Raw genomic sequence first — 16,802 nt, 5'->3', positions numbered from 1 at the left:
TTTTGTATACAAGAGAAAGCCTTTGTGCTATGATAAAATGTGATATATAGACAAAAGACGGAGGGAGTTTATGAGATCAAAGAACGGCTGGGTGCTGCTGATTATGCTGCTTTCCGGCATCGTATTGGGAGGCTTTATCGGCATGCTGACAGCCAATGTATCAGGCCTTAGCTGGTTGAATTACGGACAGAGCTTCGGTCTGGAGAATCCGATTGTGCTGGATTTGGGGCTGTTGATTCTGACCTTCGGCCTGACCATCCATATCTCGATTGCCAGCATCCTGGGCGTGGTGATCGCGATTATTATATACCGGAAGCTGTAAAGCACCGGTTTCAGAAAATGGTTGTTCTGTCGTTATCCGCTGCCTGGAGAGCAGAAAGGAACGAATATGAGTACAACAACCATGAAAGAATTATATAAGGAAGAACGTCCTTATGAAAAATGTGTGAAAGCCGGAGCAGCTGCTCTTTCCGACGCGGAATTGCTGGCCGTGGTTATGCGGACGGGCACCCGGGGGGAAAATGCCTGTCAGCTGGCGGGAAGGATCTTAAGCCTGCCGGGCTGCGAAGGCCTGAAGGGCCTGAATCGGATTTCCATGGAGCGTCTGATGGACGTCCGGGGTATCGGACAGGTGAAGGCCGTGCAGCTGAAATGTGTGGCGGAGCTGGCGGCCCGGATGGCAAAAGCGAAAGCGGCTGAACGTCTTGCCTTTGACACACCGGAGACGATTGCGGATTATTTCATGGAGGAGCTGCGTTACGCGGAGCAGGAACAGCTGCATGTGCTTTTTCTGAATACCAGAAATAAACTTCTGAAAGAAAAGCTCATGTTCCAGGGGACGGTTAACGCGTCGCTGGTTTCCCCTAGAGAGATTTTCATGGAGGCGCTGGAATGCCGGGCGGTGCGCATGGTGCTGGTACACAATCATCCCAGCGGCGATGCGGCTCCAAGCCCTGAGGATATCCGGATGACGCGCCGCATTTACAAAACAGGAGAAATGCTGGGTATCCAGCTTTTGGATCATATTATTATAGGTGATCATTGTTATAGCTCCTTTCAGGAGCGGGGAATACTATCTGAAGAATAAGAGTTTAGAAGAAAGTGAGGAGAAAGACATGTCTGCACAGAGTTTTGGATGCGACTTTGGTACAAGCAGCATCAAGATCTACAGTAAGGAGAGCGATACCATTTACTGCGAAAAGAATATGGTGGCTATCGAGGAGAAGAAGGGAATGATTGCCTACGGCGACGAGGCCTTCGAAATGCATGAGAAGGCGCCGTCCAATATCGAGGTGCTTTACCCCATGTCCTTCGGAACCGTAGCCAGCATTACCTATATGCAGGAGTTTCTGAAGGCTTTTCTGGAGACCCATACCAAGGGCAATTTAAAGGGCGCGGAGTTTGTGGTTGCGCTGCCTACCGATGTGCAGGATCGTGTGTTCAGCACGCTGATTCAGGGAACAGGCCTCAAGTCCAAGAATATCCAGATGATTGACAAGCCGGTGGCGGCAGGTTTGGGTCTGGGTCTGGATGTGACGCAGTCCCAGGGTATCATGATCGTAGATGTGGGAGCGGATACCACGGAGATTTCCATCCTGTCTCTGGGCGGAACCGTAACCAGCAAGCTGATTAAGAACGGCGGCAATAAGATCGACGAGGCCATCGCCAATGCCATCCGCCGGGAGTATGGTTATTTCATCGGTAATAAAACTGCCGAGATTCTGAAAAATGAGCTGGGTTATCAGCCGGGCGACACTACATCCAAGCGGGAAATCTGTGGCCGCAATATGGCTCTGGGACTTCCGGCCCTTCTGGAGATTACCGCGGACTTCGTGGCAAATGCCATTGCGGAGAATCTGAAGTCTATCGTGGATGCCATCAAAGTGATTCTGGAGAGAACCCCGCCCGAGCTTGGTGTGGATATCATCCGCAACGGTATCTTCCTGACCGGCGGCGTGGCCAACTTAAAGGGTCTGGACAAGCTCATCGCGGACGCCACCAATATCAAGGTGAATCTGGTGGAGAAGCCGGAGGAGTGCGTGGCCAGGGGGCTTGAGCGAGTGATCAAGGAGAAGGAGTTCAAGAGCCTGACCTTCGTGACCAAAGAGCAGAACTATAACTAAGTAATATCAGGTGAAGTATGAAGAAGAAAAATCATTTTACAGTACCGCCAAAGTACATATTTGCGGTGCTGGCGATTCTTTGTATCGGAATGATGTACGCGTCTTACGCCACCGGTTTCGCGGGCAGCACGCTGGGCCGTATCACCGGCTATATCTTCGTGCCCTTTGAGAGGGGCATCAACAGTGTGGGCGGCTGGGCCAGAGATAAAGGTAACAGCCTGCAGGATCTGGCGGACGCTCAGGCGGAGAATAAGGCTTTGCAGGAGCAGGTGGATGAGCTGACCCTTCAGAACAGCCAGCTGATGCAGAATCAGTACCGGCTGCAGGAACTGGAGGATCTCTATAATCTGGATCAGACCTATGGAGAGTATAACAAGGTGGCGGCCAACATCATTGCCAGCGACTCCGGTAACTGGTTCAACACCTTTGTCATTGACAAGGGCAGCAAGGACGGTCTGGCGGCAGATATGAACGTCATCGCAGGCAGCGGCTTGGTTGGTATTATTACCAAGGTGGGTGACAACTGGGCGCAGGTGCGCTCCATCATCGACGATATGAGCGAGGTCAGCGCCCAGGTGCTTTCCACCTCCGATCTCTGCTTTGTAAAGGGAGATTTGCAGTTGATGGAGTCCGGCCTGATTCAGCTTTACCAGCTGCGGGATACGGAAGGAAAGGCCAGCATCGGTGACACGGTGGTGACTTCCCATGTAAGCGACAAGTACCACGCGGGACTGCTGATCGGCTATATCAATGAACTGAGTTTGGATTCCAATAACCTGACCCGTTCCGGTACACTGACTCCGGCTGTGGATTTCGAACATCTGCATTCGGTGCTTGTCATCACCGATATGAAGCAGACCGAGGAAGAATAGGACAGGAGTGAAAAGGATGAGACGTAAAATCATAGAAGCTCTTCTGATTATCGTATGCTTTATCCTGCAGTGTACCGTATTCCAGACACTGTCCCTGGCCGGAATTGTGCCGAATCTGCTGCTGATTGTGACATCCTCCTTAGGGTTCATGCGGGGAGAAAAGGAGGGCATGGCAGTAGGTTTCTTTTCCGGACTGCTGACAGACATTTTCTTCGGTCAGCTGTTTGGCTTTTACAGTCTTCTGTACATGTTCCTGGGATACGGAAGCGGCCTGTTTCATCGGATGTTCTACGATGAGGATATCAAGCTTCCCATGGTCTGGATAGCGCTGTCAGAGCTGGTGTATGGACTGAGCGTCTATTTTTTCCTGTTCCTTTTGCGGAGCCGGTTCCAGTTCGGATTCTATTTTGCGCACATTATTCTTCCAGAGCTGGTGTATACCGTCGTGGTGACCATTGTGTTCTACCGGGTGATCCGGTCGCTGAATCACTGGCTGGAGAAGAAGGAAAAAGAGGAGGGGGAGAGCAAAATCATTTCTCCCGTGATCCCTTATAACGATAACAATGAGGCGGGGACAGACGGACAATAAGACAGAGGAGTTAGAAACGATTGTTGGACGAAATCAAAGAAGCCTTAAATAATTTAATAAAATCACGTATCTTTGTACTGGGCGTGGCTTTCGTGGTCCTGTTTGGCATTCTTTTGCAACGGGTGTTTTTTCTGCAGATTGTAAAGGGCGGTGACTATCAGGAATCCTTTTCCCTGAAGACCGAGCGCGAGGTGTCGGTGGCCAGTACCAGGGGAAAAATTTACGACCGGAATGGAGAAGTGCTGGCCTACAGCGAGCTGTCCTATTCGGTAACCATCCAGGATAATGGCACCTATGCCAGCAAAACCAAGAATCCCAAACTCAATGATACCATCTATCGGCTGATTCAGCTGATTGAGAAGAACGGGGACAGCGTTGTCAGCGATTTGGGGATTGTATACAACAACGGACATTATGAATATTCCCTGGAAGGAAATTCCCTTCTCCGTTTAAAAGCGGACGTATATGGCAAGAATAAGATCAGCGAGCTGGAGCCCAAGCAGGAGCTTGCCACTGCAGACGAGCTGATGGCGTATATGTGTGGTGAGAAAAAATATGATATCCGCAGCTCCTATACGGAAGAGGAACAGCAGAAATACGGCATTTCCGTAGCAGGATATACGCCTGAGGAGCAGCTGCAGATCGCGACCATCCGGTTTGGCATCTCCGCTAATAACTATAAGCGTTACGTGGCGACCACTGTGGCTACGGATGTATCCGAGGAGACCGTAGCGGCAGTTTTGGAAAATCAGAGCGAGCTGCAGGGCGCGGAGATCGAGGAGAGCAGCCGGAGAGTCTATCCGGACAGTGAATATTTCGCGCCGATCATCGGTTATATCGGAAAGGCGTCCCAGGATGAGCTGGACAGCCTGCAGGAGGAGAACCCCGACTATGAGCTCAACGATATCGTGGGAAAATCAGGTATCGAGCAGTATATGGAGACAGAGCTTCAGGGAACCAAGGGCTACGAAAAGATGTACGTGGACAGCGTGGGCCGGATTCTGGAGGTGGCCGAACAGAAGGACGCGGTTCCGGGCAATGACGTCTATCTGACCATTGACAAGAACCTGCAGATGGCCTGCTACAATATTCTGGAGCAGAAGCTGGCCGGTATTTTGATTTCCAAGATTCAGAATACCAAGGAGTACAATCCGGGTCCCAATGCCAGCGCTGCCAAGATTATGATTCCGATCTACGATGTATACTATGCGTTGATCAACAATTATATTATTGATACGACTCATTTTAACGCGGACGACGCCACGGATCTGGAAAAGAGCGTATACAGCCGTTTCCAGGTGAAGTTGCGGAATACGGTGGACAGCCTGATTGCGGAGCTGAATTCACAAAACGCGGCGGCTTATCAGAACCTCTCCAAAGAGATGAAAAATTATATGAGTTATATCGTGGCCAATGTGCTGATGGGAGATAATCAGGTGCTGATGAAGGATGCTGTGGATACTTCGGATGCCACCTATATCGCCTGGACCACCGACGAGACCATCAGTCTCCGGGAATATCTGCAGTACGCAATTTCCAAAAACTGGATTGACGTAACGAAGATTTCCGGTGATAATCCTTATCTGGACTCGGCGGAGATCTATCAGTCAGTACTGCAATATATCCGAGACGCTCTGATGGATGACGCGGAATTCGGGAAAATGCTGTACAAGTATATGTTGTTGGACGATCAGCTCTCAGGCAGAGAAATTTGCCTTTTATTATACGACCAGAATGTGTTAGAATATGATGAGGATACCGTATCCAGGCTGAATTCCGGAGCGCTCAGTTCCTACACATTCATGTTGGACAAGATTCGGAATCTGGAGATCACGCCGGCTCAGCTGGCTTTGGAGCCCTGCAGCGGCGGCATTGTGATTGTGGATGTGAAGACCGGTCAGACTCTGGCCTGTGTCACGTATCCCAGCTATGATAACAACCGTCTGACCAATGTGATGGATTCCGATTATTACAACAACCTGCGAAAAGACCTGTCATCACCCTTTGTCAACCGTGTGACCCAGGAAAATCTGGCGCCCGGTTCTACGTTCAAGCCGATTACAGCGATTGCGGGTCTGGAAGAGGGCGTGATTACCCCCTCAACAACGATTTATGCGTCCGGCGTATTTACGGAGATTACGCCGTCGCCCACCTGCTGGATTTTTAACCAGTATGGCGGACATCACGGCAATGAGACAGTGACTACGGCTATTCGTGATTCCTGTAATGTGTTCTTCTATGAGGTGGGCTACCGTCTGGCAGGCGGTCGGAGCGCCGGAGGATACAATGTGGACAAAGGTCTGACGGCACTGGAAAAATATGCCAGAATGTTTGGGCTGGGAGATAAATCCGGTCTGGAGCTTTCCGAGTACGAGCCGCGGATTTCTGATAAGGACGCGGTACGTTCCGCCATCGGACAGGGTACCAACAGCTATTCCCTTTCCCATATCGCCCGCTATGTGGCAACATTGGCGAACCGGGGAAATTGCTATGACCTGACGCTCCTTGATAAACTGACAGAGACAGATGGTACGCTGATCGAGGAGTATCAGCCAAAGCTGCACAATCAGGTACAGATTGCGGACAGCAGCTGGAATGCAGTGCAGCAGGGTATGCGCCTGGTGGCTGAGAACACCAAATCTTTGAGTGCTTTGAGTGATCTGGGACTCAATGTGGCGGGTAAGACCGGTACGGCGCAGCAGAGTAAGAGCCATCCGAACCATGCGTTATTTGTAGGCTTCGCGCCTTACGAGTCGCCGGAAATTGCCATTGCCGTCCGTATCGCTAACGGTTATACATCCGCAAACTGTGCGGAGGTGGGCGCGGATGTGTTCAAATATTACTTTAACCTTGCGGATGAGGAAGATATCTTAAGCGGAACTGCCAGCGGTTCCAGCGGACAGACAATCGGGGATTAGGAGTGAAAGTGATGTCGAATCAATCAGTTATCATCAAAAGTAACCGGTACGGGCTGATTGTCATTCTGGATGAGAAGCCTGACTGGGAGACCATAAAGAAAGAAGTAGCTGAGAAATTCAGCGCTTCCGCCAAATTTTTTGGAAACGCCCAGATGGCCCTGTGCTTTCAGGGAAGAACTTTAAGCATGGCGGAGGAACAGGAACTGGCGGATGTCATAGGAAAGAGTTGCCAGATTCAGGTGGTCTGCCTGGTGGATGAAAATCAGGTGACCGAGCAGCATATGAAGCAGGCGGTGGATCAGGTGGCAGGGGCAGCTGCAAGCCCGTCGGAGCATGACCTGACCAATCTGCAGGATGGGCGTTTCTATAAAGGAACCTTACGTTCCGGCCAGGTACTGGAATCAGAAACCAGCATCATTATTCTGGGAGACGTCAATCCGGGAGCCCGGGTGGTATCCAAGGGAAATGTAATCGTACTTGGAACTCTGAAGGGCAATGTGTTTGTGGGTGCAGCCGGTAATGAAGCAGCCTTTGTGGCGGCTCTTTCCATGGATCCCATGCAGATTCGGATTGGCGATGTGATAGCCCGCAGCTCCGACGGCGCGGCGGTACGGAAGAAGAAAGCAGATGACACGCCGAAGATTGCCTTTGTGGAAGATGGGAACATTTATATAGAACCCATTACAAAAGATGTATTAAATGATATTAAATTATAAAAGCTTGGAGGAAAAAGGTATGAGTGAAGTAATTGTAATTACATCCGGGAAGGGCGGCGTGGGTAAAACCACATCCACCGCGAATATTGGAACGGGACTTGCGAAGCTGGGTAAAAGTGTGGTAATGATCGATACAGATATCGGACTGCGGAATCTGGATGTGGTTATGGGACTGGAAAACCGAATTGTATACAATCTGGTAGACGTGGTAGAGGGTAACTGCCGTATGAAGCAGGCACTCATTAAGGATAAGCGGTATAACAATCTCTGTCTGCTTCCTTCTGCGCAGACACGGGATAAGACAGCAGTGAATCCGGAACAGATGAAGAAGCTTATCGAGGAGCTTAAGCCTGAGTTTGACTACATACTGCTGGACTGCCCCGCAGGTATTGAGCAGGGCTTTAAGAACGCCATCGCCGCAGCGGACCGGGCGCTTATCGTGACTACGCCGGAGGTTTCCGCTATCCGCGACGCGGACCGCATCATCGGTCTTCTGGAAGCCAATGACATCCACAAGATCAATCTGATCGTGAATCGTCTGCGCATGGATATGGTAAAGCGCGGCGATATGATGTCCATTGAGGACGTTATTGATATCCTGGCCATCGATCTCATCGGAGCCGTACCGGACGACGAGAGCATCGTAGTGGCTACCAACCAGGGCGAGCCGCTGGCCGGCGATTCTTCTCTGGCCGGAACCGCTTATATGAACATCTGTAAGCGTATCATGGGTGAGGATGTGCCGCTTATGAATCTGGATGTAAACAACGGATTCTTCGCAAAGCTGTCCAAGCTGTTTAAATAAGTAAAGGGGGAGAAGGAAAATGGCATTGATGGATTTTTTCCGGAAAAAGAGTTCAGGAGACGTGGCCAAAGACAGACTCAAGCTGCTTTTGATCTCTGACCGGGCAAACTGTTCCCCTGAAGTAATGGAACTGATTAAGAACGATATTATCAAGGTTATCTCAAAATATATGGAGATCGACTGTGAAAATCTGGACATCCAGATTACCCAGACCGAATCCGACGGGCAGAACGGCCATGTGCCGGCCCTGTGCGCCAATATTCCGATTAAGGATCTGAAGCACAAGGATCAGCTGCGGTAGGGATAATCTCAGGTATAAGAGGAGTATTATGTTAAAACAGTATCGATTGAGGGATTACAGATTCAGACTTGTGTGTTATGTGTATGCGATCAGTATTATCGGAATCCTGGTTATCGGAAGCGCGGAAAAATCCGTACAGAGTCAGCAGATTCTGGGACTATTTCTGGGAACCGTGGCCATGATTGTAGTCTCATTGATTGATTACACCTGGGTTTTGAAGTTTTACTGGCTGATATATGCCTTTAACCTGGTGCTTTTACTTTTGGTAAAGACGCCCTTGGGCGATGACGCCAATGGAGCGGTTCGGTGGCTGAAGATAGGCGGTTTCCGTTTTCAGCCCTCAGAGCTGTCCAAGCTTTTACTGATTCTGTTTTTCGCGAAAATGCTGGAAAAGTACAGAGAAAATCTGAATACCTGGAAGGTGCTGGGATTGATGGCGGCGCTCTTTGCGGTGCCCGCGGCTCTGATTAAGAGCCAGCCGGATCTGTCCACGACCATTTCCATCTGCATGACCTTTGCTATCCTGCTTTTTATCTCGGGCTTAAGTTACAAGCTCATCGGCGGAGCGCTGGCGGTGGGAATCCCGGCAGCGGTGATTTTCATCAGCCTGATTATGCAGCCGGATCAGAAGCTTCTCGACCATTACGCCTGGCTTCGAATTATGGCCTGGCTGAATCCGACCCAGTACGCGGATAACGCCTATCAGCAGCAGAATTCCATCATGGCCATCGGTTCCGGCCAGCTGGTGGGGAAGGGGCTGAACAATAATCTGGTTTCTTCCGTAAAGAACGGCAGTTTCATTGCTGAGCCCCAGACGGATTTTATCTTTGCGGTGGCCGGGGAGGAGCTTGGATTTATCGGCTGTGCAACAATTATTTTACTATTGGCGTTAATTGTGATAGAATGTATCTGGATTGGTAAGAAATCGCGAGATTTTTCGGGTACGCTGATCTGTTGCGGAGTGGCTGGCTATATCGGGTTTCAGAGTTTTGTCAACATCTGCGTCGCAACGGGGATTTTTCCGAATACGGGAATCCCGCTGCCCTTTGTGAGCTATGGACTGACGTCGCTTTTGACGCTGTTTATGGCCATAGGATTTGTGTTAAATGTCGGCTTGCAGCCGAAAAAATACTAACTTTGGGGGTGTTCCTATGAACATTGGATTAATCGCACATGATGCAAAGAAAAAACTGATGCAGAATTTCTGTATTGCATACAGAGGAATTCTCAGTAAGCATGAACTCTATGCGACGGGTACCACCGGCAGACTGATTGTGGAGGTTACGAATCTGAATGTACACCGGTATCTGGCGGGCCATCTGGGCGGACAGCAGCAGCTTGCGGCACAGATTGAGCATAACCAGATGGATTTGGTGATCTTTCTGCGGGACCCGCTGAATCCCAAGCAGCATGAGCCGGATGTGAATAACGTGGTAAAGCTCTGCGATATGTATAACATTCCGCTGGCTACCAATCTGGCTACCGCGGAGCTTCTGATCAAGGCTCTGGACCGTGGCGATATGGAATGGAGAGAATTATATAACTAGATTGTATAATTAGTCGGAAAAAAAGTAAATAATAGTTGTGTTTTTAGGGCAGATCGACTATACTGTTATTATCTAAAAAAGGATCGAACAGCCTTTAAAAGAAAAATGGGAAAACCAAGGAGGACACGGCTATGGTGCAGTTAATTGTAGGAAGTAAGGGAGACGGAAAGACAAAGCATTTGCTGGACAGAGTAAACAACCAGATTAAGACAGCGTCAGGCAACATCGTATACCTGGATAAGAATACCAAGCATATGCATGAACTTGACAACAAGGTTCGTCTTATCAATGTAGCTGATTATCCGCTTAAGAACTGTGATGAGTTCATCGGTTTTATCTGTGGTATTATTTCACAGGATTACGACCTGGAGCAGATGTATCTGGACAGCTTTCTGAAAATCGCCCATCTGGAGGGAGAGGATCTGACAGACGCGCTGACTCAGCTGAACGCCATCAGCGAGCAGTTCAAGGTAAACTTCTGTCTGAGCATTTCCGTTGAAGAGAACCAGCTTCCTGAATTTGCGAAAGAGCAGGTTATCATTTCCTGTTAGTTAAATGATTTTATTTCTGCACAATACATAAGAGGATGCCCTGTTTTCAGGGCGTCCTCTCGTTAAGTATGGAGGAAATTGACTGGTGGCAAAAACCGGGAAAAAGAAAAAAAAGGTAGTCAGAATGGGGCGGACCCTGAATGTGGGTGTTGTCTTCTTCGGGTTTATTGCCATCTATCTGATTATTTGTATTTATATGTATTTTACTTCGACGCATATCTCCGGGTATGAGGTCATAGAGGGAAATCTTGCGACGGATTACCGCTATACGGGTATTGCCCTGCGGACGGAGCAGGTATATTCTACGGAAAAGACAGGTTATATCAATTATTATGCGTCGGAAAGTGAGAAGGTGTCGGTCCTCTCGACGGTTTATACGTTGGATGAGAGCGGCAAAATGGCGGATATTTTGCAGGAAAACGCGGGAGACATCAGTTTGGGTGAAGAGGATTACGCAGAGCTTCGTACGCAAATCAGCACTTATATGAGCAGTTTTTCTGATATGGAATTTGACAGTGTATACAATTTTAAAACGAATGTAGACAGCACGATTCTGGAGCTTGTCAACCAGAATATGATTGACAAGCTGGACAGCGCTGCGGATGACAACAGCGCCCTGTTCACGCGGTACAACGCGGCCACGGCCGGAGTGGTGGAGTATTATATAGACGGCTATGAGGATGCCAGCCTCGATGATTTGAATGCGGACTGGTTTGACGAGACAAAATATCAGCGGCAGAATCTGCGGACCAATGAACTGGTCAGTTCCGGGGATCCGGCCTATAAGCTGGTGACGGACGAAAACTGGAAGCTGGTATTTCCGCTGGACGCAGAGATGGAAAGCTATATCCTGGATAAGATGCAGGCCAATCAGCGGACTGCGGAGGACGGTACGGTAACACAGGGAACCACCTACATACAGATACAGTTTGATAAGGACGGGGAGGCGGTGTGGCCTTCTGTGACTGTGGAATATCGGGACGGACAGGCCTATGGCGTGCTTTCTTTTGTAAATTCCATGGTGCGCTACGCAAATGAGAGATATCTGAGCTTTGAGGTGCTGCGCGACGAGACTTCGGGTCTGAAAATTCCGAAGACGGCCATTACGGAGAAGGATTTCTATGTGATTCCTGCAGCTTATCTGACTAAGGTGGAAAATGACACCGGCTTCATGAAACAGGTGACCGGAGAGGACGGCGCAGTGACTGCGCAGTTTGTGAATTGTACGATTTACTATCAGGATGAAGAAAATGCCTATGTGGATCCGGAAGAGGAGAGCTTCAGCACTTCCAAGAAGAAGCTTGTGAGTGGAGATTTGCTGGTGAAGACAGATTCGTCGGAAACTTATCAGGTGGGGCAGACCGCGAAGCTTACAGGCGTCTATAATATTAACAAGGGTTACACGATTTTCCGCCGGGTGGAGGTTCTCTACGAAAATGAGGAGTACAGTATTGTGAAAGAGGGAACCAGCTTCGGACTGTCCGTGTACGATCGGATAGTGCTGAACGCGGCGACTGTCACGGAGGATCAGGTAATTTATTAGGAGATACCAGGAGGAGCAAAATATGAGTATGGTAGTGGAAAATCTTGCAGAGGTAGAGAAGCATATATGCGAGGCATGTGCGCGCGCAGGACGTTCCCGGGATGAGGTGACCCTGATTGCGGTCAGCAAGACCAAGCCCGTGTCGATGATTGAGGAACTGCTTCCGGGCGGCACACGGGATTTCGGGGAAAATAAGGTACAGGAGCTTGTGGACAAATACGAGGTGCTGCCGAAAGATATTCACTGGCACCTGATCGGCCATCTGCAGCGCAATAAGGTCAAATATGTGGTGGATAAAGCCTGCCTGATTCATTCCGTGGATTCTATGCGGCTGGCAGAGACCATCAGCGAAGAGGGCGTGAAGAAAGGTGTCACGGTTCCGGTGCTTATCGAAGTCAATGTAGCCGGCGAGGAGAGCAAGTTCGGTGTCACTTTGGAGGAAACGGAAGGTCTGGTGCGTGAAATCGCCAAGCTTCCGTCCATTCAGATAAAAGGGCTGATGACCATAGCGCCCTATGTGGAAGATCCGGAGGAGAACCGGGTACATTTTTCCAGATTAAAGCAATTATCTGTTGACATCAAGAACAAAAATATTGATAATGTATCTATGGATGTCTTGTCCATGGGCATGACCGGCGATTATCAGGTAGCTATCGAAGAAGGCGCTACCATGGTGCGCGTGGGGACAGGCATTTTCGGAGAAAGAAATTACAATATCTAAAAAGAATAGATTGGAGACAGCGGTATGAGTGTAATCGATAAATTTCTGGATGTCATGAAGCTCGGCGGTGACGACGAGTACGACGATTATGAGGATGATTACGACTACGAGGACGACTACGACGATAAGCCTAAGAAAAGCATTTTTAAGAAAAAGAAGGACGAGGACGCAGAGGATGATTTTCCGGAGGATGCTGCTTCCGCAAAATCTGCCAAGGTAACTCCGATTCGACAGGCCCAGAGAAGAAGTGGTAACGGCATGGAGGTCTGTGTGATTAAGCCGACCAGCTACGAGGATTCTCTGGAGGTTATGGATACCCTGCTCAGCAACCGCACCGTAGTCCTGAATTTTGAGGGACTGGATGTGGATGTGGCTCAGAGGATTATTGATTTTACCTCCGGCGGCTGCTATGCCATTGGCGGTCATCTGCAGAAGGTGTCCGGTTACATTTTCCTGGTTACGCCGAAGAATGTGGATATCTCCGGTGATCTGCAGGATATTTTAAGCGGTTCCCTGGATCTTCCGTCTGTGTATAATAAGTAATGATGACAAGAGAAGAACAACAGCTGGAAAAGCATTTCCGGGATTTGGCCCGTACGGCCTATCAGCGCGGGATTGTTGTATTTTCCGACTTTCTGAATCTAAATGAACTGAATATTTTTCAGAGCCTGCGTCCGGAGTTCTCCTATCTGAAGATGGAGAGTTTCGGCGGCTATGAATTGGCGGAGCGTCAGATAGCGGTATTTCGTCCTGAGGCTCCTGTCTTTTATGCTGATTATCCGATTTGCTGCCTGAAAATCACACCGTTGAACGTGAAGTTTGCGGAAAGCTTAAATCATCGGGATTATCTGGGAGCAATTTTGAATCTGGGGCTGGAACGAACATGCCTGGGGGATATTCTCGTAGAGGACGACGCGGCTTATCTGTTCTGCCTGGAACGGATGGCGGATTTTATCCGGGAAAATCTGACCCGGATCCGGCACACAAGCGTCTATGTGGAGCAGGTGGAAGCGGAAGACTTTCACTATGAGCCTAAATACAAAGAGGTGGGCGGTACGGTGGCGTCGGTAAGGCTTGACAAGCTGCTGGCGCTGGCGTTTAATGCTTCCCGCAGCAGCCTGACCGGACTCATCGAGGGCGGCAAGGTCTTTGTAAACGGTAAATTAGTCACATCTAACGGCTATGAACCCAAAGAAGGTGATCTGGTGTCCGTGCGGGGCATGGGACGGTTCCGGTTTCAGGGAACGGGAGGCCAGTCAAAGAAAGGCCGGGAGTATGTGACCCTGTGGAGATATATCTGAGAGACAGAAGATGGAGGACATCGATATGGACGAAAATATGCGTGTGCTTCCGGTTCGAAAGGATGGGAAGTTCTGTTATAATATTATTCTGAAAGCGGATTTTACGAAGCTTGGCGAGCAGGTAAAGACCCTGGGAGTGGAAGGTCGGAAGCTCTGTATCGTGGCGGACGCGAAGGCCGGAGAGCTTTATGGGGAAGCGGTGCGGGCTGAGCTTTTGAAGGTGACAGATACTGTGGAGCTCTACACGATTCCATCGGGCGAGGAGTATAAAACACTGGATACGGTGCGCCAGGTCTACGCCTATCTGATCGAGAAGCATTATGACCGCAAGGATATGCTGGTAGCGCTGGGCGGTGGCGTAACAGGCGATCTGACTGGCTTCACTGCGGCGACATATTTGCGCGGCATCGGCTTTATCCAGATTCCCACAACCCTGTTATCCCAGGTGGACAGCAGCATCGGCGGCAAGACCGGTGTGGACTTCGACAGCTATAAAAATATGGTCGGCGCGTTCCATATGCCGAGGCTGGTATACATCAACCCGGCGGTGCTTAAGACCCTTCCGGAGCGGCAGTTTGCTTCCGGTATGGGAGAGATTCTGAAGCATGGCCTGATTAAGAATGGGGAGTATTTTCAGTGGCTGCTGGAAAACCAGCGGGCTATCCGGGAGCACGATATGGATTTTCTGCTTCCGATGATTGAGGAGAGCTGCAAGGTAAAGCGTGCGGTGGTGGAACAGGATCCTACTGAGCAGGGCGAACGCGCGCTCCTGAATTTTGGCCATACCATCGGACATGCGGTGGAAAAGCTGAAGAATTTCAGCATGTCCCATGGGGAATGTGTGGCCATTGGAACAGCGGCGGCCTCATATCTGTCCTGGAAGCAGGGATTGATTTCCGAGAAAGATTTGGTCTATATCTGTGAAGGTCTGAAAGAATTCGGTCTTCCGGTGCGGACGGATGGACTTTCTGCCGGGGAGATTTTAAAGGCGACCAAATCGGATAAAAAGATGGACGCAGGCAGTATCAAATTTGTGCTGCTGCGGCATATCGGAGACGCCTTTGTGGATCGGACGCTGACAGATGAGGAGCTTCTGGAGGCGATTCGGTGGATTTTGGGCGAGGCAATCGTATAGGGGAAGAAAGACATGAATAAAAAGACGAAATATAATCTGATTGGCATTGTGACGGCAGTGCTTCTCGTTGCCCTGGATCAGTGGACGAAGCTGCTGGCAGTGAAATATCTGATGAATCAGAAGCCTTTCGTGATCTGGGATGGCGTATTTGAACTGCACTACCTGGAAAACCGGGGTGCCGCTTTTGGGATTCTCCAGGGACAGAAGCTTATTTTCCTGCTCTGTACCGTCCTGGTGCTGGTGGTGCTGGCCTTTTATTACAATCGTATGCCGGAGGATAAGAAATATCTGCCGCTGCGCGTGGTAGGTGTCCTGCTTGGCGCAGGTGCGGTGGGCAATCTGATTGATCGGATGGCTCAGAGCTATGTGGTGGATTTCCTGTATTTCAAACTGATTGATTTTCCGATTTTCAACGTGGCCGACTGTTATGTGACTGCGGGCGCGATTTTACTGGCCGTGTTGATTCTCTTTGTATACAAGGATGAGGAGCTGGGCTTTTTAAGCCTGAAAAAGAAGCATGAATGAAAATGAATTACAGCGGCTTACGGTGAGTCCGGAGGACGCAGGTGTTCGGATTGATAAGTATCTGGCAGAACAATTGCCGGATATTACCCGCTCTTATCTGCAGAAGCTTCTGAAGGATGGCAGCGTGCAAATGAATGGAAAACCGGTCAAGGCCAGCACGAAGACAGCGGCCGGCGCTTTGATTGCGCTTACCATTCCGGAGCCGGAGGAGCCGGAAATTCTGCCGGAGGATATTCCGCTGGATATTCTCTATGAGGATTCCGACGTGATTCTCATTAATAAGCCGAAAGATATGGTGGTGCATCCGGCGGCGGGACACTATACAGGGACGCTGGTCAATGCGCTCATGTACCATTGCAGGGGCGATCTGTCCGGCATCAACGGCGTGCTGCGGCCAGGTATCGTCCATCGCATTGACAAGGATACCACGGGCGTTCTGATCGTCTGCAAAAACGACCGAGCGCATAATGCCCTGGCAGAGCAGCTGAAGGAACACAGCATCACAAGAAAATATCGCGCTATTGTCTGCGGCAATCTGAAGGAGGACGAGGGCACCGTGGACGCGCCCCTTGGCCGTCATCCCCAGGACCGCAAGAAGATGGCCATCGTCCGTAGTGGCGGCAAGCGTGCCGTGACCCATTATCGGGTTCTGGAGCGTTTTGGCAACTACACCTATATCGAGTGCCGGCTGGAGACAGGCCGGACCCATCAGATCCGCGTCCATATGGCGAGCCTGGGACATCCGCTGCTGGGAGATGAAATTTATGGCCGCGCCAAATCCCCCTTTAAGCTGGAGGGTCAGACCCTGCATGCCATGGTGCTGGGCTTCATTCATCCGACCACCGGCGAATACATGGAATTTGAAGCTCCCCTGCCGGAATATTTCGAGAAGCTGTTGGAAAAATTGCGGAAGAGTGGAAGTTAGGGCTTGCGCTTGACGTAAACCTGTGCTATAATAAGTTAGTTGCTGATACAGCACATGCCGGCATGTCGGAATGGCAGACGAGGCAGACTCAAAATCTGTTGTGGGTGACCATGTGCGGGTTCAAGTCCCGCTGCCGGCAGGCTCAGAAAAAGCTCTGTAAGACCTACGAATGGTTTTACAGAGCTTTTTTCGCATGAAAATCAGGGAAAAATCCGGCAGCGGGATTTGAA

General features: G+C 50.0%; 19 protein-coding genes and 1 tRNA gene. All 20 read left to right on the top strand.

The window, feature by feature from the left end; translation table 11 throughout:
- Positions 1-70: 70 nt before the first annotated feature.
- On the top strand, positions 71-322 hold the full coding sequence (locus tag ACESZP_RS09575) for a DUF4321 domain-containing protein (protein WP_178038183.1): 252 nt from the start codon (positions 71-73) through the stop codon (positions 320-322).
- 66 nt (positions 323-388) lie between these two features.
- Positions 389-1,087: a RadC family protein gene (gene radC, locus ACESZP_RS09570; RefSeq protein ID WP_178038182.1), complete on the top strand. Its 699-nt coding sequence runs from the start codon at positions 389-391 to the stop codon at positions 1,085-1,087.
- A 28-nt stretch (positions 1,088-1,115) separates the two neighbouring features.
- Complete coding sequence (locus ACESZP_RS09565) at positions 1,116-2,123, top strand: rod shape-determining protein MreB (protein ID WP_178038181.1); 1,008 nt, start codon at positions 1,116-1,118, stop codon at positions 2,121-2,123.
- 17 nt (positions 2,124-2,140) lie between these two features.
- Positions 2,141-2,995, top strand: a complete 855-nt coding sequence (gene mreC, locus ACESZP_RS09560) for a rod shape-determining protein MreC (protein ID WP_499708873.1) — start codon at positions 2,141-2,143, stop codon at positions 2,993-2,995.
- Between the two features lie 16 nt (positions 2,996-3,011).
- Entirely contained in the window at positions 3,012-3,584 is a 573-nt protein-coding gene (mreD, locus tag ACESZP_RS09555; RefSeq protein WP_499708872.1) for a rod shape-determining protein MreD, read from the top strand.
- Between the two features lie 23 nt (positions 3,585-3,607).
- Positions 3,608-6,502, top strand: coding sequence for a penicillin-binding transpeptidase domain-containing protein (locus tag ACESZP_RS09550; protein WP_499708871.1), 2,895 nt, complete (start codon positions 3,608-3,610; stop codon positions 6,500-6,502).
- Positions 6,503-6,513: 11 nt separating this feature from the next.
- Complete coding sequence (minC, locus tag ACESZP_RS09545; RefSeq protein WP_178038177.1) at positions 6,514-7,218, top strand: septum site-determining protein MinC; 705 nt, start codon at positions 6,514-6,516, stop codon at positions 7,216-7,218.
- 19 nt (positions 7,219-7,237) lie between these two features.
- Complete coding sequence (gene minD / locus ACESZP_RS09540; RefSeq protein WP_178038176.1) at positions 7,238-8,023, top strand: septum site-determining protein MinD; 786 nt, start codon at positions 7,238-7,240, stop codon at positions 8,021-8,023.
- Between the two features lie 19 nt (positions 8,024-8,042).
- The gene (minE, locus tag ACESZP_RS09535; RefSeq protein ID WP_178038175.1) at positions 8,043-8,324 is read left to right on the top strand and encodes a cell division topological specificity factor MinE; all 282 of its coding nucleotides are present in this window, start codon (positions 8,043-8,045) and stop codon (positions 8,322-8,324) included.
- Between the two features lie 28 nt (positions 8,325-8,352).
- Positions 8,353-9,459, top strand: coding sequence for an FtsW/RodA/SpoVE family cell cycle protein (locus ACESZP_RS09530; RefSeq protein ID WP_178038174.1), 1,107 nt, complete (start codon positions 8,353-8,355; stop codon positions 9,457-9,459).
- Positions 9,460-9,475: 16 nt separating this feature from the next.
- Positions 9,476-9,871 (top strand): methylglyoxal synthase, encoded by a 396-nt coding sequence (gene mgsA / locus ACESZP_RS09525; RefSeq protein WP_178038173.1) that lies wholly within the window; start codon positions 9,476-9,478, stop codon positions 9,869-9,871.
- 131 nt (positions 9,872-10,002) lie between these two features.
- Positions 10,003-10,422 (top strand): twitching motility protein PilT, encoded by a 420-nt coding sequence (locus ACESZP_RS09520; RefSeq protein WP_178038172.1) that lies wholly within the window; start codon positions 10,003-10,005, stop codon positions 10,420-10,422.
- Between the two features lie 85 nt (positions 10,423-10,507).
- Entirely contained in the window at positions 10,508-11,965 is a 1,458-nt protein-coding gene (locus tag ACESZP_RS09515; RefSeq protein ID WP_499708870.1) for a biotin/lipoyl attachment domain-containing protein, read from the top strand.
- 28 nt (positions 11,966-11,993) lie between these two features.
- Positions 11,994-12,686 (top strand): YggS family pyridoxal phosphate-dependent enzyme, encoded by a 693-nt coding sequence (locus ACESZP_RS09510; RefSeq protein WP_349164140.1) that lies wholly within the window; start codon positions 11,994-11,996, stop codon positions 12,684-12,686.
- A gap of 24 nt (positions 12,687-12,710) precedes the next feature.
- Complete coding sequence (locus ACESZP_RS09505; RefSeq protein ID WP_178038170.1) at positions 12,711-13,229, top strand: cell division protein SepF; 519 nt, start codon at positions 12,711-12,713, stop codon at positions 13,227-13,229.
- Positions 13,230-13,231: 2 nt separating this feature from the next.
- A complete protein-coding gene (locus tag ACESZP_RS09500; protein ID WP_499708950.1) occupies positions 13,232-13,987 on the top strand; it encodes a YlmH family RNA-binding protein in 756 nt (251 codons plus the stop codon).
- A gap of 25 nt (positions 13,988-14,012) precedes the next feature.
- Positions 14,013-15,122 (top strand): 3-dehydroquinate synthase, encoded by a 1,110-nt coding sequence (gene aroB, locus ACESZP_RS09495; protein WP_499708869.1) that lies wholly within the window; start codon positions 14,013-14,015, stop codon positions 15,120-15,122.
- A 12-nt stretch (positions 15,123-15,134) separates the two neighbouring features.
- Positions 15,135-15,647, top strand: a complete 513-nt coding sequence (lspA, locus tag ACESZP_RS09490) for a signal peptidase II (protein ID WP_499708868.1) — start codon at positions 15,135-15,137, stop codon at positions 15,645-15,647.
- Entirely contained in the window at positions 15,640-16,572 is a 933-nt protein-coding gene (locus ACESZP_RS09485; protein ID WP_499708867.1) for an RluA family pseudouridine synthase, read from the top strand. The genes lspA and ACESZP_RS09485 overlap by 8 nt, the downstream gene beginning before the upstream one ends.
- Positions 16,573-16,628: 56 nt before the next feature.
- A tRNA-Leu gene (locus tag ACESZP_RS09480) sits at positions 16,629-16,711 on the top strand.
- The last annotated feature ends 91 nt before the right edge of the window (positions 16,712-16,802 follow it).

This window comes from Candidatus Dorea massiliensis AP6 (assembly GCF_964245105.1).
GTDB classification, from domain to species: Bacteria; Bacillota; Clostridia; order Lachnospirales; family Lachnospiraceae; genus Laedolimicola; species Laedolimicola intestinihominis.
Note: the sequence above shows the minus strand (reverse complement) of the source record. Positions and strands in the feature narration are given on the sequence as shown.

Coding starts and splice junctions, on each gene's coding strand:
- ACESZP_RS09575 (WP_178038183.1), top strand. CDS start 71: ATGAGATCAAAGAACGGCTGGGTGCTGCTGATTATGCTGCTTTCCGGC.
- radC (WP_178038182.1), top strand. CDS start 389: ATGAGTACAACAACCATGAAAGAATTATATAAGGAAGAACGTCCTTAT.
- ACESZP_RS09565 (WP_178038181.1), top strand. CDS start 1,116: ATGTCTGCACAGAGTTTTGGATGCGACTTTGGTACAAGCAGCATCAAG.
- mreC (WP_499708873.1), top strand. CDS start 2,141: ATGAAGAAGAAAAATCATTTTACAGTACCGCCAAAGTACATATTTGCG.
- mreD (WP_499708872.1), top strand. CDS start 3,012: ATGAGACGTAAAATCATAGAAGCTCTTCTGATTATCGTATGCTTTATC.
- minC (WP_178038177.1), top strand. CDS start 6,514: ATGTCGAATCAATCAGTTATCATCAAAAGTAACCGGTACGGGCTGATT.
- minD (WP_178038176.1), top strand. CDS start 7,238: ATGAGTGAAGTAATTGTAATTACATCCGGGAAGGGCGGCGTGGGTAAA.
- minE (WP_178038175.1), top strand. CDS start 8,043: ATGGCATTGATGGATTTTTTCCGGAAAAAGAGTTCAGGAGACGTGGCC.
- ACESZP_RS09530 (WP_178038174.1), top strand. CDS start 8,353: ATGTTAAAACAGTATCGATTGAGGGATTACAGATTCAGACTTGTGTGT.
- mgsA (WP_178038173.1), top strand. CDS start 9,476: ATGAACATTGGATTAATCGCACATGATGCAAAGAAAAAACTGATGCAG.
- ACESZP_RS09520 (WP_178038172.1), top strand. CDS start 10,003: ATGGTGCAGTTAATTGTAGGAAGTAAGGGAGACGGAAAGACAAAGCAT.
- ACESZP_RS09510 (WP_349164140.1), top strand. CDS start 11,994: ATGGTAGTGGAAAATCTTGCAGAGGTAGAGAAGCATATATGCGAGGCA.
- ACESZP_RS09505 (WP_178038170.1), top strand. CDS start 12,711: ATGAGTGTAATCGATAAATTTCTGGATGTCATGAAGCTCGGCGGTGAC.
- ACESZP_RS09500 (WP_499708950.1), top strand. CDS start 13,232: ATGACAAGAGAAGAACAACAGCTGGAAAAGCATTTCCGGGATTTGGCC.
- aroB (WP_499708869.1), top strand. CDS start 14,013: ATGGACGAAAATATGCGTGTGCTTCCGGTTCGAAAGGATGGGAAGTTC.
- lspA (WP_499708868.1), top strand. CDS start 15,135: ATGAATAAAAAGACGAAATATAATCTGATTGGCATTGTGACGGCAGTG.
- ACESZP_RS09485 (WP_499708867.1), top strand. CDS start 15,640: ATGAATGAAAATGAATTACAGCGGCTTACGGTGAGTCCGGAGGACGCA.